Annotated in this window: 15 protein-coding genes; 11 read left to right on the plus strand and 4 right to left on the minus strand. The window is 46.3% G+C overall.

The annotated features are described in order from the left end of the window. Positions 1-18 precede the first annotated feature (18 nt). The 3 genes from Q1V85_RS24775 to Q1V85_RS24785 all read left to right on the plus strand — a co-directional run bounded on the left by Q1V85_RS24775 (position 19) and on the right by Q1V85_RS24785 (position 6,544). Positions 19-1,446, plus strand: a complete 1,428-nt coding sequence (locus Q1V85_RS24775; RefSeq protein ID WP_300604776.1) for a sulfatase-like hydrolase/transferase — start codon at positions 19-21, stop codon at positions 1,444-1,446. A 115-nt stretch (positions 1,447-1,561) separates the two neighbouring features. Next, positions 1,562-4,096 (plus strand): hypothetical protein, encoded by a 2,535-nt coding sequence (locus tag Q1V85_RS24780; RefSeq protein ID WP_300604779.1) that lies wholly within the window; start codon positions 1,562-1,564, stop codon positions 4,094-4,096. A 1,380-nt stretch (positions 4,097-5,476) separates the two neighbouring features. Then, positions 5,477-6,544 (plus strand): hypothetical protein, encoded by a 1,068-nt coding sequence (locus tag Q1V85_RS24785; RefSeq protein WP_300604782.1) that lies wholly within the window; start codon positions 5,477-5,479, stop codon positions 6,542-6,544. A gap of 487 nt (positions 6,545-7,031) precedes the next feature. Here Q1V85_RS24785 and Q1V85_RS24790 read toward each other — a convergent pair whose 3' ends face one another. From Q1V85_RS24790 to Q1V85_RS24805, 4 genes are all read right to left on the minus strand, one after another. After that, positions 7,032-10,274, minus strand: a complete 3,243-nt coding sequence (locus Q1V85_RS24790; protein ID WP_300604785.1) for a hypothetical protein — start codon at positions 10,272-10,274, stop codon at positions 7,032-7,034. Between the two features lie 49 nt (positions 10,275-10,323). After that, positions 10,324-10,641, minus strand: a complete 318-nt coding sequence (locus Q1V85_RS24795) for a hypothetical protein (RefSeq protein ID WP_300604788.1) — start codon at positions 10,639-10,641, stop codon at positions 10,324-10,326. An 82-nt stretch (positions 10,642-10,723) separates the two neighbouring features. Next, on the minus strand, positions 10,724-12,196 hold the full coding sequence (locus Q1V85_RS24800; protein WP_300604791.1) for a Fic family protein: 1,473 nt from the start codon (positions 12,194-12,196) through the stop codon (positions 10,724-10,726). 12 nt (positions 12,197-12,208) lie between these two features. Then, positions 12,209-12,631, minus strand: a complete 423-nt coding sequence (locus tag Q1V85_RS24805) for a helix-turn-helix transcriptional regulator (protein ID WP_300604794.1) — start codon at positions 12,629-12,631, stop codon at positions 12,209-12,211. A gap of 174 nt (positions 12,632-12,805) precedes the next feature. On the opposite strand from Q1V85_RS24805, the gene Q1V85_RS24810 reads away from it, so the two are divergent. From Q1V85_RS24810 to Q1V85_RS24845, 8 genes are all read left to right on the plus strand, one after another. Continuing rightward, complete coding sequence (locus tag Q1V85_RS24810; RefSeq protein ID WP_300604797.1) at positions 12,806-13,432, plus strand: hypothetical protein; 627 nt, start codon at positions 12,806-12,808, stop codon at positions 13,430-13,432. A gap of 20 nt (positions 13,433-13,452) precedes the next feature. Further along, positions 13,453-13,719: a SymE family type I addiction module toxin gene (locus Q1V85_RS24815; protein WP_300604800.1), complete on the plus strand. Its 267-nt coding sequence runs from the start codon at positions 13,453-13,455 to the stop codon at positions 13,717-13,719. 2,117 nt (positions 13,720-15,836) lie between these two features. Continuing rightward, entirely contained in the window at positions 15,837-18,980 is a 3,144-nt protein-coding gene (locus tag Q1V85_RS24820) for a TonB-dependent receptor (protein ID WP_300604803.1), read from the plus strand. A 21-nt stretch (positions 18,981-19,001) separates the two neighbouring features. Then, positions 19,002-20,942 carry a RagB/SusD family nutrient uptake outer membrane protein gene (locus tag Q1V85_RS24825; protein WP_300604807.1) on the plus strand — a complete coding sequence of 647 codons (1,941 nt, stop codon included), beginning with the start codon at positions 19,002-19,004 and terminating at the stop codon, positions 20,940-20,942. A 37-nt stretch (positions 20,943-20,979) separates the two neighbouring features. Further along, positions 20,980-22,149: a DUF5000 domain-containing lipoprotein gene (locus tag Q1V85_RS24830; RefSeq protein ID WP_300604810.1), complete on the plus strand. Its 1,170-nt coding sequence runs from the start codon at positions 20,980-20,982 to the stop codon at positions 22,147-22,149. 28 nt (positions 22,150-22,177) lie between these two features. After that, positions 22,178-23,383 carry a DUF4998 domain-containing protein gene (locus tag Q1V85_RS24835; protein WP_300604812.1) on the plus strand — a complete coding sequence of 402 codons (1,206 nt, stop codon included), beginning with the start codon at positions 22,178-22,180 and terminating at the stop codon, positions 23,381-23,383. A 322-nt stretch (positions 23,384-23,705) separates the two neighbouring features. Beyond that, positions 23,706-24,020: a glycoside hydrolase domain-containing protein gene (locus tag Q1V85_RS24840; RefSeq protein WP_300604815.1), complete on the plus strand. Its 315-nt coding sequence runs from the start codon at positions 23,706-23,708 to the stop codon at positions 24,018-24,020. Between the two features lie 39 nt (positions 24,021-24,059). Next, positions 24,060-25,397 carry a hypothetical protein gene (locus Q1V85_RS24845; protein WP_300604818.1) on the plus strand — a complete coding sequence of 446 codons (1,338 nt, stop codon included), beginning with the start codon at positions 24,060-24,062 and terminating at the stop codon, positions 25,395-25,397. Positions 25,398-25,629: the final 232 nt, after the last annotated feature.

Raw genomic sequence — 25,629 nt, forward strand, 5'->3', positions numbered from 1 at the left:
TTTGTAAAAGAATAAGTCATGTTCCAATTGTATCTCCAACGGTTTTTATTGCTGCTGATGATCGCCCTGCCGTTTGGTGCATGGTCGCAGCATAAGGCGGCCACAAAGCGGCCCAATATCCTTTTTATATTTACCGATGATCAGCGGAGAGGAGGCACTTTCCTTGCCCCGGATCTGCTCAAAACACCGGTGCTCGATAGCCTGGCGCATAGCGGCATCACGTTTCAGAACTCCTATATCATGGGTGGTACCAGCGGGGCCGTTTGTGCCCCCAGCCGGGGAAGTATGTTTACCGGGCGTAGTGTTTTCCAAATGCGGGGTAACTATGGCCAGACCATTCCGGATTCCCTGATCCTGTTACCTCAGTACCTGAAAGCAAACGGGTACTATACCTGGATGACCGGGAAATGGCACAATGAATATGCGCCGTTTGTAAGAAGCTTTACCGGCGGTGCCTCGATCTTTTTCTCCGGGATGGGGCCGCAATATGCGTTCCGGGTGAATGATTTCCGTGCGGATGGTCAATATACAACGGCAAACAGCCGGCCGGCTCGGGAGGGCGTCCATGCCACGGATCTGTTTGCGGACGAAGCCATCCGTTTTTTAGAAAATTATAAAGACAACCGTCCGTTCTTTGCCTATGTGGCCTTCAAAACGCCGCATGATCCCAGAACGGTGGCGCCTGCCTTTCAGCACCTGTACGATCCGGCAACCACAAAGCTGCCGCCTAATTTTTTACCGGAGCATCCTTTTGATAACGGGGATCTGCGGATACGGGATGAGCAGCTGGCGGCATTCCCGCGCGATCCGGCGGAGATCCGGAAGCATATTGCCGATTATTATGCCATGATCACGCATATTGATCAGCGCATCGGTGATATCCTGAAGGAGCTGAAACGGAAAGGGCTCGACAAAAATACCCTGGTGATCTTTGCATCGGATAACGGACTGGCCGTAGGTCAGCACGGACTCATGGGCAAGCAAAACCTTTATGAACATAGTGTGGGGGTACCCCTGATCTTTTCCGGACCCGGTGTATTGCCGCATCAATCGGGAAAGGCGCTCACTTACCTCACGGATATTTTCCCCACCCTCTGCGATTACCTGGGGTTACCCGTGCCGGGAAAGGCACAAATGATCGGGGAGAGCCTGGCCCCGGCACTGCAGGGGAAAACTTTTACCGGCAGAACCTCGCAGTATTATATTTACGCCAACTACCAGCGGGCCCTGCGCAAAGGACCGTATAAACTGATCGAGTACCTTGTTAAAGGAGCCCGGCATACCCAGTTGTTTAACCTGGATAAAGATCCCTGGGAAACCCGTAACATCGCCAGGGCAAAAAATATGCAGGCGGTTATCCGCCAGATGCATGCAGAAATGCAGCGATGGCATCAGCGTACCGGTGATCCGATGCCGGTATTTTACGATACGGACAGTTCAAAATAAAAACAATATCTAACAGCGGGGCGGTGAATGCTCCGGTGATGACCAACATTTCGGAAATGATGAAAAAGGCGATGCAGTCTCCCGTGTGCGAAAAAATAAAATCAGTAATCAACACATGAAAAGAATTTATTTGATAATGATTGTTTGTTGCTGTGCAGGCACCATTGCAGCACAGGAACTGGTGGTGAAGAACGACAAGATCCGGCGGGTATTGCAATTCGACGGCAAGCGGTGGCGCACCACAAAATGGCTCAGCGCCGATGGCCGGGTTGCTTTAAACGTTCAAAGCGATGAATTTCATATCCTGCCCATGAATAGCGATCAGGGGCTTACCATCGCCGACTTTGTGGCTACGGCCGCACCCAAACAATACCAGGTTAAGGATACCGTTTTTTATACGATCCCTTATCGTCCCGGTGCAGCGGCGTTAACCAATGCCGCCTGTCCGCAAAAGCTACTGATCACCTATTTTACGGTGAAAGGGCAGCCGTTTATCCGCAAAAGACTGGAATTGCTGTTTGATAAACCGGCAACGGTCGACCGGCTGGAGGTGGAACGTTTTACCAACAACGATGCGCAATCCGGTGGCGGAAGAGGCGAACCTGTTTTTATAAACGGGCAATGGTTTACGGGGCTGGAATATCCCGCAGGCTATAGCCGGCGTAGCAACGGCAACCTACCCGCAAGCTATGGCCGTTATTACGACAGCGTGGGCAATTATAGTTTTATAGACCTGGAGGGAAGGGATCGGGAACCGGAGGCCAAACAGGGGATGGTGCGGCTGATGCATTTTCCCGGTTATGCTGTAAAAGCCGAAACCGGGTATACCGTATGGAGCAAAACAGCAGTAACCGGTTACGCGCGCCCCGGTATGGATATCCGCCAGGCCTTTATGCAATACCTGGAATCGATCTGGAAAAAGCCCCGTTCCTTCGTGAATTATAATAACTGGTTCGATAAATCGGCCAAGGACTTAAGTGGTGACCGTTTTGTAAATGTGTATAAGCAATACAAAGCGGCCGTGGAGCCCTATGGCATCCGGATCGACGGTATGGTTCCGGATAATGGCTGGCAGAACCGCAAAAGTGTATGGGAACCCTCCGCTTCCTACTTCCCCGGTGGCGATGCCGACCTGGTGGCCCTCAGCAATAAGCTGAAAAAAGAGGGCACACACCTCGGCCTTTGGTTGTCGTTAAACGGGTATACCAATGATATGCAATGGGGCCAGGAGCAGGGATATACCGTCGCTAAAAGCAATACTTATTTTAAACAATACGGCCGCTATTTTAGTCTCTCGGCAGATCAGTACAAAGCGGCCATCCTGAAACGGGTGCCGGAGCTGGCAAAGAAAGCCGATCTGATTTACTATAAGCACGATTTTAATGAACTGTGCGACCTGGGCGAGGGCAATAATCATCCGCCTACGGACCGTCATGGTCACGAGGCCAATTTAGATGTGGCCCTGCAGGTGCTGGAAGCAACAAGGAATGCCCGCCCGGGTATTTTTCAAAACCTGACCAACTGGGTCTGGTTCTCGCCCTGGTGGCTGCAGTATGCCGATTATCTGTGGATGCTGGCCGGGGATGATGGCTCCAATGGCAATACCCCGGAGCTTTCCTTAAAAGCGATGTTTACAACCGACCGGGATACCTATATCTGGCGGATGTTTGGGAATGCGGCCGACCGGCCATTGGTACCGGTATCGCGGCTGATGACGCACGGCATTTTGCAGACCTCGCCAAAGGAGCAGGATATTTCCCTGCAGGACTGGACGGATTATGTGCTCATGCATTATGGCCGGGGAACGCTGCTAAAGGAATGGTATATTTCTTTAGATGCCATGCGCCCGGAATTATGGGCGGCGCTCAGTGCGGTGCAAAAATGGGCCGACCGGCACCAGGCGGCCCTGAACCATACGGTATTTGTGGGCGGGCGCCCGGATGAGGGCAATGCCTACGGATATATGGGCTGGGATCAGCACAAGGGGATCTTAACGGCCCGCAATACCGGTCCCGGGGAGCAAACGCTCCGGGTTCCTTTTAATGAAGAAACCGGTTTTTATGGTGCTGCCGGTGAGGCCTACCGTGCACGGGTCACCTATCCGTACCAGGAGGCCCTTGCCCAAACCTTTACCTCCGGAAAGGAAATCACCATCCGGATCCCGGGCTATGCCACCCTGGCACTGGAGTTTGAAAGGGGAGCGGCGGTCACACGTCAGCCCGCCCTTCCGCAGTCCATCCGGTTTCAAACCGTGCCGGCCGGCGCTTCTGTAAAAACGACGGTCACCGTGCCCGCCGATATACAGGGGCGTTGTGAACTGCTCGTTATCGGGCATCCCCGGTTGCCTTCGGTTACTATCAACGGGCAAGCCGTGCAGCCGCAAAAAACGCAGCAGGCCCGGTTGAATCATTTTGCCAGCTATGCCGTTGCCGGGATGAAGAGCACAAAGGCAGGCGACTGGAAGATGAGTGGTTACGACCTGGCCGCTTATGCCGGTAAACAAGTGGAGCTCCTTTTTTCGGATACCACCCCAAAATTTGATGCGTATATACTGGCGGAGCAAAAGGCGGCGGCACCCACTTCCGGCTCACCGGGCGACCTGCCCATGCCGGCCGGCAATAGCCGGCGACAAACGGTGAAACTCTATTAAATAAAAAGCGAGCCGTCTCCAACATAAAGGGGACGGCTTTTTTGTTTTGGGGGATTGTATTCATCATGCAATATGTTGTTATAGCAACATCAATAAGGCCATGACACCATATGCTTTCGTCACCTTGGTCATCAGCAGGCCAATGACAGATTAAGCGTTCGTCACCCTGAGCGAAACAACGTGTAGCCGAAGGGTCTCTCAATTGTCGAACTGCCTGTTACTACAGGGATGCTTCGGCTGCGCTGTGCTCCGCTCAGCATGAAGACAATGTGATTGTTCTTCTATACCTGATTTAATCTGTCATTAGCAGGCCAATGACAGATTAAGCGTTCGTCACCCTGAGCGAAACAAAGTGGAGCCGAAGGGTCTCTCAATTGTTGAACCGTCCGTTACTACAGGGATGCTTCGGCTGCGCTGTGCTTCGCTCAGCACGACGACAGTATGATTGTTCTTCTATACCTAATATCACCTTGGCCATCAGCAAGCCAATGACAGATGATCCTTTCGTCACCCTGAGCGCAACAAAGTGGAGCCGAAGGGTCTCTCAATTGTCGAACTGCCTGTTACTACAGGGATGCTTCGGCTGCGCTGTGCTCCGCTCAGCATGAAGACAATGTGATTGTTCTTCTATACCTGACTTAATCTGTCATTAGCAGGCCAATGACAGATTATCCTTTCGTCATGCGCGGAGTATCTGATAGAGCGCCTAATCAAAGTGGTGATGACACCATATGTTTTCGTCACCTTGAGCGGAGCGTAGCGAAGCCGAAAGGTCTCACGATTCTCGGGCAGTCCGTAAATTTCTTTTTCCACTTTTGCTTGACCAAAAGTGGAGTAAAAGTCAAGGTCAAACGAATGCTCCGCCGTTTGACCGGCCACGCGCTGCACACCCGGATCGAAAAGTAACTTTACTTCTTTTCTGGAGGGGTTTAGTTGAAGAGCATGCTGCCTGTTTGTTGAACAACAGGTACTGCGCTGCTTTTTTATGAGGGCGATCACTTTTAGAAAAATATAGGTTACATAAAAAAGAGGCGCTGCGGATCTTGCTTTTGGCCGTAGTTGCTATTTCGTTCCGGAGTAATTGTAAGATCTTGCGCAGGCCTCCCGGCCTGTGCAGGGGCATTACTTGACCTCAGGTTGTTTTGATATCCGGATGCCGGGTTTTAGGATCCTCGCAGGCCATGACCGCCAGCTTAAGTGAAAAGCAGGGGGGCGACATAGGTTCGGGCCATAAGTTGGTGATGGTGCGAACACGAGCCAGTGTGTCTGCTATCAACAGGATTGTAGTGTATTACGGTTTTCCGTAAAAAAGGTCGTTGGCAACGCAATACATTTGGAAGGAAGAATAAAAGCATATAAACTACCTCCAGCGTTTTAGTTATGAATTGGAAATACCGACCAGACTTTCAGGCTTTCCCCGGTGTAAAGCTCTCCTACGGAAGGCAAGGCATTAAAACAGACATTGTTCCGGCTGTTAGCACTACCGATGAGGACGCTGCTATAAGTAAAGAAAAACTGATGAACCGGCTTTATAAGCCTTACGATCCGCAACATGAAATAAAAAGCGGCGCCACCCATTCGCTCACATCCGGCAATTTGAAGGAATTTAAAAACTTACTTATAAACGCTTCGGATGTACGGGAGGAAACAGCGGCTTTATTGAAAGAAAAAGAGCGTGCCTACAATGCGATAACAGGCAAGCTGAATAAACTCAAAAAAAGTCTGTTTAAATCTTTTTATAAAAAACGGATCGCCCGTTTTGAAGAGGAATCGGGTACATTGAATGAACAAAAAGAGGAGTTGACCGAACAACTCCGTTTGTCCGTTATTAACCTGGAGATTGATGCGGAAGATATTTATTTTGAATTGTACCAGAATATAAAGGAAGCGTTTCAACTCCTGAAGCGTTCCAAAAAGAAGTGGGATTTTACCAGCTCACGCGCCACCAACAGGGTTGCAGAGCGCACTTCTGCTGTCAATACTATTACAAGATCCGAAATAGAATTAACGGAACGTACATTGCCCATATTGAATGCGGATGAAGCGGCTTTTTGTATTCATAACGTAAATGGCGGTGATATTTATTTTTTTCCGGCATTTATGATTGTGTATGAATCGAAAAAGAACTTTGCACTCATCGACTATACAGATACCGCTGTTGAATTTTTGATTACCCGGTTTATTGAGGACGAACAGGTGCCGGATGACGCAGAAATGGTGGGACGTACCTGGTTTAAGGTAAATAAAGATGGCTCTCCAGACAGGCGATTTGCCAATAACTACCAGATACCGATCGTAGAATATGGCCAGTTGCGTATTCAATCAACCACGGGCGTTAATGAGCTGTATTGCTTTAGCAACAAAGAATATACTTCCTTATTTTATAAAGCGGTTTATGATTATATGGACAGTTTGAAAACTGCAAAGAAGCTGTTAGCGAATTTTTGATTTGACACTGTTTCACCGGGTTGAATGAATGGGAGTATGTATCTTGTGTATCTTGCGCAAGCCTCCCGGCCTGTGCAGGGGCGTTACTTGACCTCAGGTTGTTTTGATATCCGGCCGCCGGGTTTAGATTCATACAGGCCATGCCCGCTGCGGAAAGCGGGGCTGACAGCAGCATTTATAGGTACTGATTGCTGTGCAGGAAATGTACCGTGTCGATGGCACCCCACACACGATTTGTATGCCTTAACCCCGGAATAAATTCCGGAGTTGTTTAGATATGCAGGCCGATGGCTTTTTATAAGGGATGATAAAAATTCTTTTAAAAATGAGCAGAAGGGGAGACGCATCGCGTCGCGCTCATATGTCAACGACGAACATCGTTCGTTGTAAAAATCGGCTATGAGAGCAGGAGAACCATAGGTTCGGGTCATAAGTTGATGGTTGTGGCGGAGATAGGAGCAGCCAAGCTACTTGGTCTGCAATTTCTCTACTCCTTTAGTTTTAGCTCGAACATGGACAACTCTAAGAATTTCTTAAAGCTATTTATTGCAGCGTTAAACTCTTTATTTCTATAAACCTTTATCATTGATAATATATTGCCCGGATGATAATATAGGGAATAAAAATAATTTATGCTCCTTGTTTTGTTAATTAATGTATTGTATAGGATTTTTTTGAAGTGATGGGATATTTGTTTTGCTTCATAAATTTTAAAAACAGTTACATGGGGTAGCGAAGTGTAATTGCCATCAGAAAATTTCGCGATATCATAAGACTTGAGTTTCTTTTTCTTTATAAAAGCGATATCATCAAAAGTCAAAATTCCGTTGTCAAAGCGTTGTTGGCTGCTTTGTTTGTATTTGCTATAATCGTCTCTCTCTATCACTTTTTCAAACCATAGTTTAGATTTTTTAAACTTTTCAATACTTTTTTCTTGTGAGTTTTTATACCTGATTTTTGCTTTAAAAAAGTCCAAAGTGAATTCAAGTTCCCTAAACCTATTTGAGTGTAAAACATTTTCTATCTCTTCAAACGGAATTGAAAAACTAAGATGATATCTGAGTAACTCGTTTTTTTCGTGATTATAGGTTTGGTCGCTTATTTTGTTTATGTATTTTACTGGCAATTTAAACCAATCTACACGCAAATCTTTAACATCAAAATATCCTTCCAAAAAGGGTATTATTTTAGATGGATGGTATAGTTCAATAAACTCGGCAAGTAGATGACGATAGCCTTTTTCTGACATCTCTTGAACCTTGTGAATCAGTTCGATACATTCTTTAAGAGAAATCAGCTTTTCAGTTTCTAATGTTTTTAGAGCAAGTGGTAAGCTATATAAGGTGTAGTCTTTTCTATTATAATACTTCGTCCAATAAAGAGAAATACTTTCAATGTCGATTTTCCGTTTTTCTAATAGAGCCAACCGAATGTAAATGTGTATTTTAGTTCCCAAATTAAAACTTCCCTGATCCTTATATTTTAAAATGAGTTGCTTTAATGTCAACGCTTGAAATTCATTTTTCTCATCACCAATCGTATAGCCATATGAAGCTAAGTTTTTTACGACATTTTCTAAAACCCATCTGGAATAATAATCATCTGAACTATCACCCCTTTTTAAAAGAAACGAATGTAATAGGTAAATTGACTTATGCTTATTATCGTTTAAATACTCGTCTAAACAAGTCTTAAGCACTTCATAACCTTTGGCGGCAGATTGATGAATAAAAAAATTTTCGATGACCGTTGTAACCTTATCTCTCAAATAGATATCATCGACTAAAGCTCGATCTATTTGTTGTTTGGTAAAACGCTTATTATGCTTTGATATGTAAGATTCCTCCTTATATACCTCATGTTCTAATTCCCGATGAAAATATTCGGTATCATAATTGTCATTGGCAGTTTGATTATAGAGTAAAACGGCATTTCCGGTTTTTACATAGTAATACATGCCAAAAAGATACCCCGAACTCGTTATATCATCATCAATATATCCATTGTAAATAAGTGACTGAACATAGGTGTAAGAAAATGGGTTGTTAGTTGAAAATTGATCTCTGATTATTAAATTGCTAATGAGGGATAGGTCGTAATAATTAATGACGCTCAAATCCTGTGGGTTTACATTCTTTAGCGTTTCACGCAATTGAGTATAGAACACCCGTACAGCCTCGAAGTCGATGGCGCCATTTATCACCTTCTCAAACGTATTAATAGATGCGTACTTGATTAATATCTGTTTATTCTGGTCATCAGACAATTCAAACTGACTAAATCTTGATTGGAATCTTTTTTCAAGTTTTAAAATTGATTTTGTAACAATGCTACTAACCTTTTCTTTTTTATGTTTATAATCTATCTGTTTTCGGAGGAATGTATTAAAGCTGTCATGGAAAAGAGATACTCTATTTAGTTTAATATCGAATAAGTAGGGGTGTTCCCGTATGAATTCCTCAACATAATATTTTTCGTCACCAATGAACAACTCCATTTCCGAATCCATTATATACGATTTGGTACATAAGAAAACAGATAGACTATGTTTGCCTTTTTCATCTGCTATTACATTCTGATAGTAAGAATCAATATCTGTAACTTCTGCAATATTTGGTAAAGAATGATACAACTTATAATGTTCTGCAAGGTATTTAACAATGATTGGATACCCTTGCGAAATTTTAAAAATATCACTTGCTATAGAATAACTATCCAAATGGAATAACTCCTTTAAAACCTTTTCTGTTTGCTTTAAGTTCCAGTTGTTAAGAATGTGCCTAGTCCAATCTGGCGCGTTAATTAATGGCCTTGATAAAACGATTACCTTGCAATACTCTTTTAGCGTATTAATAAAAGAAGTGAATTTATCAAACTCAGGTTTGTTATAGTTTTCAACGTGGTCTAATCCATCAATGATAAATGTATTGTCCTGCTGTTGCAGCTTTTGCAAAATTGTATCTTCGCTTCTTTCTTTAAGATCGTTGAATAGCTTAGTATTAATGTCTCGAAAAAAACTTGAGAACTTCAATCTCTCCTGATAATCCCTGTCCTGATTGCCGATCCAGAATCGATACACAATGCTATTTTTATACTTTTTCTGCAGTGTATTCACAAAGTGGCTCTTTCCTACACCCGGTTTGCCCTCTATCAATAGCAGTTTTTCAAATTGAAGAAGCCGATGACTTATTTCAACTGATTTTTCCTGCAATTCAGTTACGAAGGTTTTAAGATGGGGGAGTGATTCTCTTGATATTTGCCATATTCTTTTATCAAGGAGCGTACTGAAAAAACTGTCTATTTCGTTTTTTCTTAGTGGATTATTTTGATAGAGGTTATTTATCCTTTCATCAATTTGCACTCGGGATAAAGATACCAGGAAGACATTCTGCGCAAGCTTATAGCAGGGAAACCCAAGGATTTCCTCGGTAGGCTTTACTGCAAGGTGTTTAAAGAATATGATGTTTTTCTTCCTTGATAATGTATGTGGTTTACCCTGAAGGTAAATTTTGCCCTCCTTTATAAACAGATCGCTTAATGAAATGCTTTCAAAATCTTTTATTTGGAATTGATAACTGCTTTTAATAACTGTAACAACAAGGTCGTCAAAATGATCGTCTGTCTTTGCTTCAATTTCTATATTGGAAATGCTGCGTTCGACATCCATAAGAGACAGCAGAAGTTGCGTTACATGCTTTTGATAAGTATAACCGATATAGGCATTTCTCATTTTAATATTTCTGGATTAATTGCATATCCTGTTAGTTGCTGGAGCGATTCTAATATTTTTCTAGATCATGCTGTAATGCTTCAAAACAATAGGCAACAAGTAAACACAAACCATTTTTTTCAATTCCCAATTTCCGTTGTTCGTCAAGCACGTTGTTTAATTCATAAAAAAACTCTTCCAATTTTGCAAGCTCCTCTTCAGTATACAGACTTATGTCAAGTCTGTCTTCATATCGAGATTTCAAGAGACTGAATACAGTTTTATTATCAATTGCTTTTTTCATATCGGATAATGAAATAAACTCGCCGCTATCGACAAGTGAGTTCAAGTAGAATCCAAGAAATGTATATTTAATAGGATGTTTCATATATGGGGCGTTTTTAATTCAGAATGTAGATATTCAATGGGAGCACAATTTTAGTTATACTTTTATATTGATTAACTAAAAATTATCCAATTTCATTTGCTATGATCGTTAGTCCTATTTTTATTATGTCACGTACATAATGTTCTATATTTTGCTTTTTAGGCTCGGTTTCTAAGGAGATAGTGTAAGGTCGAAGATTAATAGGGATCGTAGTTTTCTCCTCCTCACTATCGTTGTGAGGTATATCCTCAACAAATTCAAGGAAGCTACCAATAGCAATAACTGAATCATTGTAACTGTAATGATGGATAGAGATTACCAAATCATATCTTTTACCTTGACTAATGGAAAAAGAAATTTTGAACCACCCTCTTGGAAGAAATTTGTTAAAATAATAATCATGAGTATTGGCATAGTTTACGATTTGCTGCGTATACCAAAAGTGTTTGTCATCATTAGGTTTAGCCGCTATGACTTTTATAAGGGCCTTATCTTTTGATATTATTTGAAAAAGTTCTTGTTGAGCAGTGCCAAGTAAACTATAAACAAAATCAAATACTCCATCACGGTTTTTTTGTAATACAGCCTCTCTTTCTTCTTTCTTTCTCGAAGTAAAAATTTCTATTTTTTCTGAAAAGAGCTTAGCTACTTCAGAAATTGAATTTTGCGGTTTTTCAACTTTATAATTTAATGCGTTTTCTATATTTCTTTTCTGAACTTCACAAAAAAAAGTCACCAAATCTTGAGGTTCTGATTTATCCGCTTTTTCCAGTGCATTAATGTATTTAACCTTTTCTTCACGCTTTACAGTAAAAGGGAATAGCTTACCACGGATCAAAACCAGGCTGGCCAAAAGTCTCGCCATTCTACCATTTCCATCCTGAAAAGGATGAATTATAGTAAAAGCATGGTGTATCCAAGATGATATTATCAGTGGATTTATATTATTTCCCCAGAGCTTTTCGTGTATTTCAATAAGTTTGTCCATTTCGGACCGCACTTGTAATGGAGGGCAATAAAGATATTTAGCACCATCTTCCCTTTTCGGATTATTTTCGTGTTGTTTAAATTCTCCTTTTAAAAGTTTAACCTGTGTTTTTTGTCCAAGAGTGTTTATTGCAATAGTGTAATCTTGATTTTTTGTAATGAGTTGATGTAATTGTAGTATAAAACCTATGGATAAAGGAGTTTCATTCTTTACAAGATCAAAAATAAAGTCCATTGCTGTAAAATGGTCTTTTAAATAGCCCATTAACTGTTGCGGAGGTATGTTTGTATCTTCATGACTTAAATAAGACTCGACAAATCCCTCTTTAATAAAAGTTTCTGTTATCCCCTCACTTAAGTCGTATAATTTTTCAATAACGCCCGTTTCTATTGCATGTTGGCGCTTTAGCCTATCAAGAAACTGCTCATACTCTTTATTACCTTCCTTCAATTCTTCTCGCTTTGCAAACCAACTTGGAGCTAGGTCATCAAGAATTGAGGTATCACATTGTTCCCAATTTTTTGTAAATTCTATAGGTTTCCAAATATTTATTATTCTTTCTTCCATGTAATTTTCTATTTATAATTTACCTTCAATCAACTTCTCCAACTTCTCAATCATCTCCTTTTGCTGTTGCAACATACGCTCGTATAACTCAACCATTTTATCAATAGGGTTGAAGGATGGCTGATAATTAAATCCCGAAGCAACAGCATTATCTTTGAAATCTTGGAAAGAGTAGGTATTTGCAATTACATTCACCGCCTGCTCCTCATCAAAATTCTGTATCGCTTCCACCGGTATTTTCAGTGCCGCAGAAATCTGTTGGAGCAGGGGCGCATCAATCGTTTCTTTCTGTTCCAATAAAGAAATCTTTTGCTGGTTCCAATCATCGCCCAGTTCAAAAGCCAGGACATCCTGTTTGATGCCCAGCATTTCACGAAAGCGTTTGATGTTCCGGCCCTGATGTATTTTTTTCTCCATAGCATCTGTATTTGTCATAGGTTCAAATTTAAGCGTTAATAATGAATTGCATCGCTTTTTAAAGGTACGTAAAATACGGCAGTAAAAAACAAGGAGCAACTTGTATTTTACACCGGTTATATGTTGCTTACCGGTCTGCGGAGCAGGTACTTTGTGGTGTGCTAATGATTCCAAAACACGAAAACCAAAACAATGAAAAACAACGATCCTTTTTGCATGACAGGCTGGAGCCGGGAAGGCATTACAGACCCCATCGAGGCATTTGCCGAAATTTTTTCTTATATGGATATGGGCGGTTGGCGAAGACTCATAACAAAAATGGCAGCGCATGCATTGTCCGGTAAAATATACCACCGGCGGGCACCCGGCGATGTATTGGTGGATATGAAAGTGGTGCGGTCGGCGCTGATGGCGGCCCATGTGTTGCAGGATGCCACCGGTAAGGATATGGCCGCTGCAACGCAGGAGCTGCGCGGTTCCTGGCCGTATGGCAGCGGCATGGGCACGCTCAACCACTGGGACGATTTTCCACGTACGATATCGTTTAAAGAATACTGTCATCCCTGCACGGTATTTAAAAAGCGGTTCCGGAAACGTTCCCTCAGCGAGTGGATCAACGATTGGGAACAACTGGTAACAACCGCGCTGAGCCCCTGCAACCTGGACGGGGAGCGATGGGTACTGCGCACCCGTACGGGTTTATTAAAACTGCTGGAAGCGGCACATTTGGTATGGATCCGAGAGGGTGGTGGCGGCTTTGGAAAGCAGCAGGCTGCTCACCAACCCGAAGGACAACATACAACAGCACCCACTTCTTAAGCCTTATAAAAACCATCATTATGGCCATTATTGCAACCATGAAAAACAGTCCGGCCCTTCCAAAACTCCGCCGGTTAAAAGTGTATGAAAAGATCCTGATCTACAATGCCGGGTATATGCACAGTACCGTATCCCGCCTCCCGGAAATACGGTTGATGGGGAAATGGCTGGCGGATAGCGGCTTTATGCCGGGCGATGCGATACGGGTTTCCGTAGAAGCCGGTAAGCTGGTGATTACGCGGGATGCGAGTAGGGAGGAGGGGATAACCGAAGCCCCGGTGGACTGATCCAAAGACCTCCTGTGTCCTGCCGGGGCATTTGCGTTGCAACATCAATGGAGCGATGGTGCCATATGCTTTCGCCACCCTGGCCATCAGCAAGCCAATGACAGATGATGCTTTCGTCACCCTTTTTCTCTTCCACTTTTTCTTGGCAAAAAGTGGAGCAAAAGCCAAGGTTAAACGAATGCTCCGCCGTTTAACCGGCCACGCACTACAGACCCGGATCGAAAAGCAACAGCCTCTTTTCCCCGGAGGAATCAGCTGAAGCGCTTGCTGCCTGCTTAGTGTATAACACTTACCGCGCTGCTTTTTTACGAAGATGATCACTCTTGGGAAAAATATACGCTACGTAAAAAAGAGGCGCTGCGGATCTTGCTGATGGCTGTAGTTGCTATTCCGTTAAGGAGTAATTATAGAAAGAACTGCCCGATGAAAGCGAAACAATAATATGGACGGGTGCTTTCTTAGAAGATGGTCCGCCGGGCAGTGAAAAGGGAAATCAAGCGGAATGGCGGCGGCGGATAGCGCGGAAAAGTGTGTGGCCCGTCGCCAAAGCCTGAAGCGCCGGTTTCCCTGGTCCCGCCTCCCGGCCAAGAACAGACAGGCGGGATTCACCTCCTGGCGGACAAGATTTTTGCTCCACTTTTCATCGACTGGAAAAGTGGAAAAAAAATGAAGCAGGACCTTGAAATATTCCGATTTTTCGGGAGGGTTTGTCATCTCCGCATTGGGCCTCCTATCAAAAACTCCGCATGGGACAGTAGGATTGTTCTTCTATACCTGGCGTAATCTGTGTTCCGAATGACATGCTTTCGTCACCCTGAGCGAAACAAAGTGGAGCCGAAGGGTCTTTCGACCGTCGGGTAGTCCGGTATTTCAGGGATGCTTCGGCTGCGCTATGCTCTGCTCAGCACGACGCTTGTATAATCCTTTCGTCAAGTTGAGTATTTGATAGTGAAACCTAATCAATGTGGCAATGACATCATATCCTTTCGTCACCCTGAGCGAAACAAAGTGGAGCCGAAGGGTCTCCCGATCTTCGGGCGGTCTGGTATAACAGAGATGCTTCGGCTGCGCTATGCTCCGCTCAGCACGACGCTTGTATAATCCTTTCGTCAAGTTGAGTATTTGATAGTGAAACCTAATCAATGTGGCAATGACAGATGAAGCTTTCGTCACCCTGAGCGCAACAAAGTGAAGCCGAAGGGTTTCCCGATCTTCGGGCAGTCCGGTATTTCAGGGATGCTTCGGCTGCGCTCAGCATGACGGTAGTATGATTGTTCTCCGATACCTGACGTGATCTATCATTGGCAGTATTTGATACGGAAACCTGATCAATGCGGTAATGACATCATATGCCTTCGTTCTGATCCCGGTCCGGCAGCATGCCCTAACCGATACAGAAAGGATATACGAGCGATACAGCCAGGATACAGCTAGGATATAGCTAGGATATAGAAAGGATACAGAAACGATATACAAAGGATATACAAAGGATATACAACCGATATACAAAGAGATCAGCAGGGATCAGAAGGGGTCAGAAGTGGTCACAAGTGATCAGAAGGGTTCAGAAGGGATCACGAGGGATCAAAAAAATAAACCGGCGCATAAAACGGCCAACTTTATACCAGCAATATTGGAAGCTGACGTTCCCGCTGATGGGTTTCTGCGCAATCCGCGCGAAAGATCCAGCAAAAATCTGCGGGAGCTATAGAACCGTTTAAAAAGTAAAAGGATAAGAAGAACCGGTATTCACCGGCAGCTCCTGTTATGTAGGAACATATGATGCCGGCGGGTTTAATACCGGTAGGAGGGGCGGTAGCGTGGGGTTTCGTGCTTATTTGTATAACTATTTGTTCTTTAGTTGTTTGCGATTTTTGTTATCATCCTGGTACTGCAGCGTTCCGCAACAGTGAACCACCGGGTGGGTGATATGAAGACAGATAATGTATACATACATTGGGATGAGGAGGTTGCTTGTACGGACCGTTTTGATGACCGTAAATTATTGATAAACAATGCATACTTCTTTTTTTATAAAAAAAATTTTGTTCCTGAATAAAATAATATGTATCTATGTATGTACAATTGATTTTTTATTTAACCTTTGCCGGTCATTTATGAACAAAAACTTACTGAGCTTGCTGAAGAAAAAATATGTGTATTCCTGTATGCTCCTGTTGCTGGGAAACGCATCCGCGGGGCAGGAGGCCCTGAAAGTCACGGGAAAAGTATCCGACACAAAAGGTCAGGTCATTCCCGGGGCTAACATTACCATTAAACATACACAAACCGGAACCGTTACCGCCGCCAATGGTACCTATGCCATTGATATCCGCAGCGGGATGGACACCCTGGTGTTCTCCTATGTGGGATACCTGCCCAGGGAAGAACCCGTAAACGGGCGACCGGTGCTGGATGTGGTATTAACGGAAGATAAGGGCGACCTGGATGATGTGGTGGTGGTGGCCTACGGACAGCAGAAAAAAGAAAGTATGGTGAGCTCCATTACCGCCATCAATCCCAAAGAACTGAAGGGGCCTACCAGTAACCTTACCACCATGCTGGCCGGGCGCATCTCCGGCATGATCTCTTACCAGCGCAGCGGTGAGCCGGGTGCCGATAACGCCGCTTTCTTTATCCGGGGTATTTCTTCATTTGGCTCCGGCAAACTGGATCCGCTGATCCTGATCGATGGTATGGAATCCAGCGGAACGGAACTGGCCCGCGTGCAGCCGGATGATATTGCGGGCTTTTCCGTTTTAAAAGATGCGGCCGCGGCCTCCCTGTATGGGGCAAGGGGCGCCAATGGCGTGATCCTGGTAACCACCAAATCGGGTAAAACAGGGGCCACCCGCATGAACATCCGGTTTGAAAACTCAACGTCTTCCAACACGCGTAATTTCCGGCTGGCAGATAATATCACCTACATGCAGCTGGCTAATGAAGCAGCGCTGACGCGTAATCCCCTTAACCCGTTGCCGTATGATCAGAACAAGATCGATCATACCATTGCAGGGGATAATCCCTATCTCTATCCCAGCAATAACTGGATTGATGCGCTGATAAAAAAATATACCAACAACCAGCGGCTGAACCTGAACCTGACCGGCGGCAGCCAGCGGGCGCAATATTATGTGGGCGCTACCGCCAACCAGGATAACGGCGTATTGAAACGGCAACCCGGCAGTAACGTAAACAATAATATCCAGCTGCGCAGCTATGAGATACGTTCCAATATCAACCTGAAGTTAACGTCCACTACAGAAGCCATCATCCGTACTTCGGGTAATTTTGATGACTACAACGGACCCATCGGCGGCGGTGCGGCTATTTTTTCAAGCGCCTTAAATGCCAACCCCGTTCTTTTCCCGGCCATCTTCCCGGCGTCGGACCTGCCATTGGTAAAGCACCCGCTGTTTGGTAATGCCGCAAGGGGATTAAATGGTGAAGTATATGCCAACCCCTACGCATCCATGGTTTCCGGCTTTCAGCAATACAATACTTCTACACTAAATGTTCAGGCGGAGGTAAAGCAGGACCTGAAGTTTGTAACACCGGGTTTATCCGCACGGGTGATGATCTATACCAAACGGTATTCCTATTTTAGCCTGAGCCGGCAATACAATCCCTTCTTTTATGCGGCCAGTCCTACGGTGATCGATCCCAATGCGTACCGCCTGACCCTGCTGAATGAAAATACCGCTACCGAATACCTCAACTACAATGCGGGGCCAAAGATCGTCAATACCACTACCTATGCAGAGGCGGCCGTAAATTATAACCGCACGTTTAATAACCTGCACAATATTGGCGCCTTGCTGATCGGCATCCGCCGCAATTACCTGAACGGGAATGCGGGCGATCTGCAATCATCGCTTCCGTTCCGCAACCAGGGCGTATCCGGAAGATTTACTTACGGATATGATAACCGTTACCTGTTTGAAGGCAACTTCGGGTACAACGGCTCGGAACGTTTTGCCAAGCGTAACCGTTATGGCTTCTTTCCTTCAATAGGCGTGGCCTGGAATATCAGCAATGAAAAATTCTTTGAAAGCCTGGTGTCCGTGGTGTCCAAACTGAAATTGCGCGCCACCTACGGGTTGGTGGGGAATGACCAGATCGGTAATGCCAATGACCGCTTCTTTTACCTGTCTAACGTAAACCTGAACGACAACGACCTGCGGTATTATTTTGGTGAGAACTATGCGCAGTCGCGCCCGGGTGTATCCATTTCCCGGTATCCCAATGAAGGCATCACCTGGGAAAAATCAAAGAAAGTAAATATCGGCATGGACCTGGGGTTATGGAATGCATTCAATGTAACGGTAGATGCCTATAAGGAGCGCCGGAGTAATATCCTGATGGTGCGGTCTTATATCCCCACCACGATGGGCCTGGGACCCAATGTAAGCGCAAATGTAGGTGTGGCGGAAGGCCTGGGTGTGGATGTGGCCATGGATTATAATAAAACATTCGGCAGGTCCTGGCTACAGGCCCGCGGTACATTTACCTATGCGGCCAGTAAGCTGCTGGTAAATGAAGAACCGGAGTACCCGGCCAATATGCTGTATCTCTCGCGTGTGGGGCAGTCGCTGGGACAGGTATACGGATTAGTGGCGGAGCGGTTGTTTGTAGACGATGAAGATGTAAAGAATTCACCCAAGCAAAACTTTGGAGAAGTAAGAGGTGGGGATATCAAATACCGCGATCTGAACGGTGACGGACAGATCACGAACCTGGACATGATCAACGGCCTGGGATACCCGGTTACACCCGAAATCATTTATGGATTTGGGTTCTCCTTTGGCTTCCGCAATTTTGATATCAGCACCTTCTTCCAGGGCTCGGCACGGTCTTCGCTTTTTATTAACCCCGAAGCCATTTCTCCCTTTGTAGCCGATGGCGCCAATCAGCACGGTTTGCTGAAAGTAATTGCGGATGACCACTGGTCCGAAGACAACCGCAACCTGTATGCATTCTGGCCAAGACTGGGGCTTACGCAGAACAGCAACAACAACCAACCATCCAACTGGTGGATGCGCAACGGCGCCTTCCTGAGAATGAAAAGCGCGGAGATCGGTTACAACATCGGCAATAAAGGCCTGAAGAAATACCGGATCGCCGGACTGCGGCTTTACGCCAATGGCAGCAACCTGTTCCTGATCAGTGCCTTTAAGCTCTGGGATCCCGAGCAGGGCGGCAACGGGCTGGGGTACCCCATTCAGCGCGTATTCAATTTCGGAATCAACGTTCAGTTATAATACAGATAAAACTAACAATATATGCACGCAATAGATAGCCATTTACTATTTATAAAAAATACCCGCCGGGGGCTGTGCCTTCTCTGCTTATGCGGGGTACTGGCCGTACTGGCTTCCTGCAAAAAGGGCTTCCTGGATCTTGTGCCGGATAATGTGCCCACACTGGACCACGCATTTTCCAATCGCCTGGAGGCCGAAAAATATTTATATACCTGTTATGCATATCTGCCGCAGGAAGGGCATCCGGATAAAAACCCGGCCTTCAGCGGCGGAGACGAAGCCTGGACCTACTGGCCAATGATCGAAGACTTTTTTTACCGCGATCCCTATCAGATTGCCCGCGGCGAGCAACGGCAAACAGAGCCCTATATGAACTACTGGGATGGATATGACGGCAAGTCGCTCTGGCAGGGGATCCGTACCTGCAATATCTTTCTTGAAAACATTAACCGGGTAGCGGATCTGCAGCCCTATGAAAAAGAACGGTGGATTGCCGAGGCAAAATTCCTGAAGGCCTATTTTCACTGGTACCTGTTCCGCATGTATGGCCCCATTCCGCTGATGGATAAAAACCTGCCCATCACCGCATCGCCCGCTGAAGTAAAAGTGTACCGGCAGCCGGTTGACTCCGTGGTGAATTATATTGCCGCACTGATCGATGATGCCGCTGCGGGGGATAACAATACCGGTCTTCCGTTAACGATTACCAGTGCGGCCACCGAACTGGGGCGCGTTACCAAGGTGGCGGCACTGGCTATAAAAGCCCGGTTGCTGGTAACGGCAGCAAGTCCGCTGTTTAACGGCAACAATGATTTTACCGGCTTTAAAAATAATAACGGCCAGGTACTGTTTAACCCGCAATATGATGCGGGTAAGTGGACGCGCGCCCGGGAAGCCTGCAAGGCGGCGATTGACGCGGCACAGGCCGCCGGTTTAAAATTGTACTACTTTAACCCGGCCATTATTACCGTGGATCATGCTACCCGTATCGAGATGAATATCCGCAATGCCGTTTGTGAAAAATGGAACAGCGAACTGATCTGGGGACTGACCACGGGCGGTGATCCTACCTTTTGGCTGCAAACCTATGCCTGTCCCCAGCTGGATCCGAACCAGTTTAACATTAACCTCAAAGGCAAACTGGCGCCTCCCATGAAAATGGCGGAGCTGTTTTATACCAAGAACGGTGTGCCGATAGAGGAGGACAAAACCTGGGACTATGCCAACCGGTTTCATTTGCGTACGGCCACCGGTAAGGATACCGGTATCCAGGAAGGCTATAAAACCGTTGGACTGCATTTTGAGCGCGAGCCCCGGTTCTATGCAGATATGGGCTTTGATGGCTCAAAATGGTTTATGCGGAACGGCAACTACAATATACAAAGTAAACTGGGCGAGTACTCCGGTAAAAAACAAAGCCGCATCTATTCGGTAACCGGGTATTATACAAAGAAGATCGTAAACTGGAACCTGGTGTACAACAACACTTCCTTACAGGTAGAATCCTATCCCTGGCCGGTTATGCGCCTGAGTGATCTGTACCTGCTGTATGCGGAGGCATTGAATGAATCGGGAAGTTCCGCAGCAGCCTTAACCTACCTCAACCAGATCCGCGCAAGAGCCGGGCTGCAGTCGGTAGAGCAATCCTGGTCCACGTACTCCAACCGGGCCTCCAAATACCAGTCGGTAGAAGGCCTGCGGGACATCATCCGGCAGGAGCGGGGTATAGAGATGGCATTTGAGGGTAGCCGGTTCTGGGACCTGCGCCGCTGGAAAACCGCTCCGCAAACCTTAAGCAGCGCCATCTACGGATGGGATATACTGCAAACAACGTACGAAGATTACAATCGCCGGGTGCTGCTGTACAGTCCGCAGTTCATTGCGCCGCGCGACTATTTCTGGCCGGTACGGGAATACAACCTGCAGATCAATCCCAACCTGGTGCAAAACCCCGGCTGGTAAGAGTATTTAATTGCCAACTATGCTTAAATGTATTGAAATGAAAAAATGTATTTGTTATTATAGTCTTGTTTGTTTTTTGCTGGTAACGGTGGCCTGCAAACGGGAGGTGGCTGGTCCGGCGGTAAAGGATGATCGCATACCGGAGCCCCTGCGTGATGTAACCATCGAGAACCTGAACGGTGCCGTGCGGATCAGCTATGAGCTGCCGGATGATGCGGACCTGTTGTATGTAAAGGCGCGGTACACCACCCGGCAGGGAACGGTGCGGGAAACAAAGGTGAGCCGTTATAACCGCAGTATCCTGGTAGACGGGTTTGGAGATACCAGCGATTACAAGGTATCCCTTTATGCCGTAGATAAAAGTGAGAATAGCTCCCCCGCGGTTGATGTAACCGTACGCCCGCTGGAACCGCCGATCTGGATCGTGCGCCGGCAACTGAAGCTGGTGCCTGATTTCGGTGGCATTAACGTAAAGTATACCAATCCCGGGGAACAGGACCTGGCCATTGTAGTGCTGGCCAATGATTCGCTGGGACGGTTTGCGCCGCAGGCCACGAAATATACCAATCTGAAAACCGGCGATTTTTCTACCCGCAACATGCCCGATGTGCCTACGAAGTTTGGAGTGTATGTACGGGACCGCTGGGGGAATATTTCAGATACGCTGATCACACAGCTGACGCCGTTGTTTGAAGCATTGCTGGATCGTACAAAAATGAAGGGCCTTACCTTACCCTCCGATGCACCACTGGGCTATGGCGGCAGTATTGCCGGGCTTTTCGACGGAAACACCACGAGTGGATTTTATCATTCCGGTGATGCTGCAAGAATGCCGCAATGGTTTACCTATGATATGGGGGTTACGGCAAAGCTAAGCCGTCTTGCATGGTTTATGCGTCCCGGTTTTTATTATACACTGCACAACCCGCGCGAGGTGGAGATCTGGGGATCGAACAATCCTAGCCCGGGCGGCAGCTTTGATGACAGCTGGACCCTGCTGGCCACGGCCACACAAACAAAGCCCTCCGGGCTTCCGGAAGGACAGCTTTCGCAGGCGGATATCGATGCGGCCCTGGCCGGGTATACCGTAGTGTTTCCGCTGAATACGCCCAAGGTGCGGTACATCCGTTTTAAAACCCTCAAGAACTGGTCAAACGGAACCTATGTGAATTTTTATGAGATCATGATGTGGGGCGATACCAAATAATTCATCTGTTAACAAGAAATACGAATACATGAAACTGATCAATAGCGTAATAGTTTTAGGAATGCTGCTGGTGGCCGGTATGCAGTCCTGCACCAAAACCAGCGGCGATGCCTATAACAGGTACCTGGAAAAGGGAGAGATCACCTACCCGGGCCGGTTGGATACGGTGATCGTACGGCCCGGGCATAACCGCATACAGCTTGCTGCCGTGCTGGGCAATGATCCGCTGGTAACCCGGTTGAGCATCCACTGGAATAACGGCCGCGATTCGATGGAGGTTCCCGTAAAGCGCACAAAGGGGAGAGACACCCTTAATATTCTGGTGCCCGACCTGCGGGAAGGGAACTATAATTTTACCCTTTATACCTATGATAAAGAAAATCATCAATCGGTAGTGGTCAATGCTTTTGGTGTGGCCTATGGTCAGAATTATACCGGGTCACTGGTAAACCGTACCCTGAGATCGGTGGAGCAATCGGAAGATGGAAACAACCTGGTGCTGAACTGGGGTGAACCGGCCGGCGGCGAACTGGGCGTGGATGTGGATTATACCGGGGCAAACGGAAGCGCGCAAAAGCTTACTGTACCGCCAACGGAAACGCGTACGGTGCTGGCGGACTATCAGGGGGGAACCGTGCTTAGTTACCGGTCTAAATACAAACCGGATTCAACCGCTTTTGAATTCTTTTACCCCGAGGCTTCCACCGTTACGCTGCCGGAATTTGAGCGCCGGTTGCCCAAGTCGGGTTTTAAAGTGCTGGAACTGCCAACGGATGTAAAGGATGGCGGGTACGGCTGGCTATTGCCCTACTTATGGGATGAAAAATATGATCCGCCGGGCTTTGCCACGCAATCCATCATACCCTGTTGGTTTACGATCGACTGCGGATCCGCGGCAGCGCTCAGTCGCTTTAAAGTGTGGCAGGCCAACGACCGCTTATACCAGTTGGAAAGCGTAAAAACATTCGAGTTATATGGAAGCAATAACCCGGCGCCGGATGGCAGCTGGGCCAGCTGGACGAAGATCGGATCGTATCAGTCTGTAAAACCCTCCGGGCTTCCGGTTGGCACAAATACGCAGGAAGATATCGATTATGCAAAGGCTGGTGAAGCGTTTGCGGTCCCCGACAGCACCGCAAAGTACCGGTACTACCGGCTTAAATTATTGTCTAACTGGGGTGGCAGCAATTTTATGACCCTGGAAGAAATAACCTTTTATACGCATGACCGGTAATTGTTTTTCCCGCAGATTTACGCAGATCTTTTCCCGCAGATCTTCGCAGAAGGTCAATCAGCGAGAATCAGCGGTGTATTCAATCTGCGTCAATCAGCGGGAAGCCCAGGTGCCTCAATTTTTTTGAAAAAGCTTGAACGATTTAAAATGAAGCGAGTTGAATGTTTGGATGTGGTGGTATTTCCCGCAGATCTACGCCGATTTTTCGCGCAGATCTTCGCAGAAAGTCAATCAGCGGAAATTAGCGGTGTATTCAATCTGCGCCCATCAGCGGGAAAGCCGAATGCCTCAATTTTTTTGGAAAAAGCTTGAACGACTTAAAATGAAGCGATTTAAATGTTTGGATGCGGTGGTATTTCCCGCAGATCTACGCCGATTTTTTACGCAGATCTTCGCAGAAAACCAATCCGCGAAATCAGCGGTGTATTCAATCTGCGCCGATCAGCGGGAAAACCAGGTGCTCCAAACCGGGAAGTTTATCATCCGGGCACATGATCATACACCGGGGAATATTTATATCAGGTCCATGAAATTAAATGGCAAAACACTGAAAGAACCCTACATTCGTTTTAATGATATCGTAAACGGAGGCTTGCTGGAACTGTATATGACGGCAATGCCACCCAAACAGCCATAAACTATATTAAAGATTTAAACAGAAGAATAAATAACATTTATGAAGCGACTATTTTTATTGAACCTTGTTTTTTTACTGGCCGGGGCGCAGGCGCAAACCGGAAAACTGAACTTGTCGTCCTATGCGGGCCGGGTAGCTGCAGGTGGCATCAGCAAAAAGGAACTGGCCGCACAGATATTAGCCGATGAGCGGCTGGATACCGTACGGGCCCGTGCCTTGCGCATCTTAACCGGCTTTAATGCCGGTACCGGTTACGGAGAAATCTGGATCCGCGATTTTAATACCTTTATTAAGGGATCGCTGAAGGCGCGGGATCAAAAGGATGTAAAGGATGCCTTGTTATTGTTCTTTAAAATACAGGGTGCGGATGGTAATATTCCCGATGGGGCCATCAATAAAAAGCAGGCGAATATTGGTTATAAGTACAGCTATTCCAACCTGGCTCCGGACTGGGCCGCGCATAAGAATACGGTGGAAACCGACCAGGAATCTTCACTGGTGCAGGCGGTAAAAAAATACATCGATGTAACCGGGGATAAAAGTATTTTACAGGAAACGATCGGCGGGCAAACGGTATTGCAGCGGCTGGAAGCGGCATTGAATTATGTAATGACTGAACGCTGGTCAAAAGAATACGGACTGGTAAAAGGTGCTACCACCATCGACTGGGGTGATGTACAACCCGAAAAGGGCTGGGGCGTAGCCTTAAATGAAAAAACAAAATGGGCCATTGATATTTATGATAACGCCATGTTTGTAATGGCTCTTAATGATTTTATCGGGATGACGCCGGAATCCGGAGCCCTGCATAAAAAATGGCAGACTACGGCCAATACCATTAAAAAGAATATCCGTAAACATCTTTGGGATGCCGGCCGCGCTAAATACATTCCCCATATTTATTTAAACGGAAGCCCGTTCTCAAAGAATTTTGATGAGCGCAGCATCCTGTATACCGGCGGTACCACCTGTGCCATCCTGGCCGGCATGCACAGCGGCAAGGAGATCAAAAAGATCAACGACCAGTTTTTGCTGGCGGCAGAGAAAGAAAAATTTGCAACGATCGGTATGACGGTTTACCCGCCGTACCCGGTGGAAGAATTTCCCAATATGGCGGCCTACCATTATCAGAATGCTGGTGACTGGACCTGGTTTGGCGGACGGATGATCCATGCCCTGGCGGCCAACGGCATGGCACAGGAAGCATACGCGGAGATGAGCCCGATGATCGACCGGGTATTGAAGAATAAAGGTTTTTACGAATGGTACGATGTGCGCAATGGCAAGGCCTCCGGCTCCGGCGATTTCAGGGGAGAAGCCGGTGTGCTGTATGATGCGATTGAACTATTGAGAGACTGGGCGAGGGGAGTGAAGTAGGGGATAGGCAATAGTGAATAGTTAATAGTGAGAAGTGAATGGGGAATAGGTAATGATGAATCAACGTCGTTGTCGAAGCTATCCTTGCGCACCTTGCGTGCACCTTGCGGTTTGATTTGAACCGCGAAGGTCGCAAAGCATCCGCTAAGATCGCAACGAAGGTCGCAACGAAGGTCGTTATAGTAGTTGTCCTTGCTAAGCCTTGGTTCGTGTCCGCACGAACCGGCAATAA

It is taken from the genome of Niabella sp. (genome assembly GCF_030150205.1).
Classification (GTDB): Bacteria; Bacteroidota; Bacteroidia; order Chitinophagales; family Chitinophagaceae; genus Niabella.

Bases quoted from the DNA above. Each gene is read 5' to 3' on its own strand.
- Q1V85_RS24810 (WP_300604797.1), top strand. From the start codon at position 12,806: ATGAAAAACAACGATCCTTTTTGCATGACAGGCTGGAGCCGGGAAGGC.
- Q1V85_RS24790 (WP_300604785.1), bottom strand. From the start codon at position 10,274: ATGAGAAATGCCTATATCGGTTATACTTATCAAAAGCATGTAACGCAA.
- Q1V85_RS24830 (WP_300604810.1), top strand. From the start codon at position 20,980: ATGAAAAAATGTATTTGTTATTATAGTCTTGTTTGTTTTTTGCTGGTA.
- Q1V85_RS24815 (WP_300604800.1), top strand. From the start codon at position 13,453: ATGGCCATTATTGCAACCATGAAAAACAGTCCGGCCCTTCCAAAACTC.
- Q1V85_RS24785 (WP_300604782.1), top strand. From the start codon at position 5,477: ATGAATTGGAAATACCGACCAGACTTTCAGGCTTTCCCCGGTGTAAAG.
- Q1V85_RS24845 (WP_300604818.1), top strand. From the start codon at position 24,060: ATGAAGCGACTATTTTTATTGAACCTTGTTTTTTTACTGGCCGGGGCG.
- Q1V85_RS24805 (WP_300604794.1), bottom strand. From the start codon at position 12,631: ATGACAAATACAGATGCTATGGAGAAAAAAATACATCAGGGCCGGAAC.
- Q1V85_RS24825 (WP_300604807.1), top strand. From the start codon at position 19,002: ATGCACGCAATAGATAGCCATTTACTATTTATAAAAAATACCCGCCGG.
- Q1V85_RS24835 (WP_300604812.1), top strand. From the start codon at position 22,178: ATGAAACTGATCAATAGCGTAATAGTTTTAGGAATGCTGCTGGTGGCC.
- Q1V85_RS24775 (WP_300604776.1), top strand. From the start codon at position 19: ATGTTCCAATTGTATCTCCAACGGTTTTTATTGCTGCTGATGATCGCC.
- Q1V85_RS24800 (WP_300604791.1), bottom strand. From the start codon at position 12,196: ATGGAAGAAAGAATAATAAATATTTGGAAACCTATAGAATTTACAAAA.
- Q1V85_RS24820 (WP_300604803.1), top strand. From the start codon at position 15,837: ATGAACAAAAACTTACTGAGCTTGCTGAAGAAAAAATATGTGTATTCC.
- Q1V85_RS24795 (WP_300604788.1), bottom strand. From the start codon at position 10,641: ATGAAACATCCTATTAAATATACATTTCTTGGATTCTACTTGAACTCA.
- Q1V85_RS24840 (WP_300604815.1), top strand. From the start codon at position 23,706: ATGAAGCGATTTAAATGTTTGGATGCGGTGGTATTTCCCGCAGATCTA.
- Q1V85_RS24780 (WP_300604779.1), top strand. From the start codon at position 1,562: ATGAAAAGAATTTATTTGATAATGATTGTTTGTTGCTGTGCAGGCACC.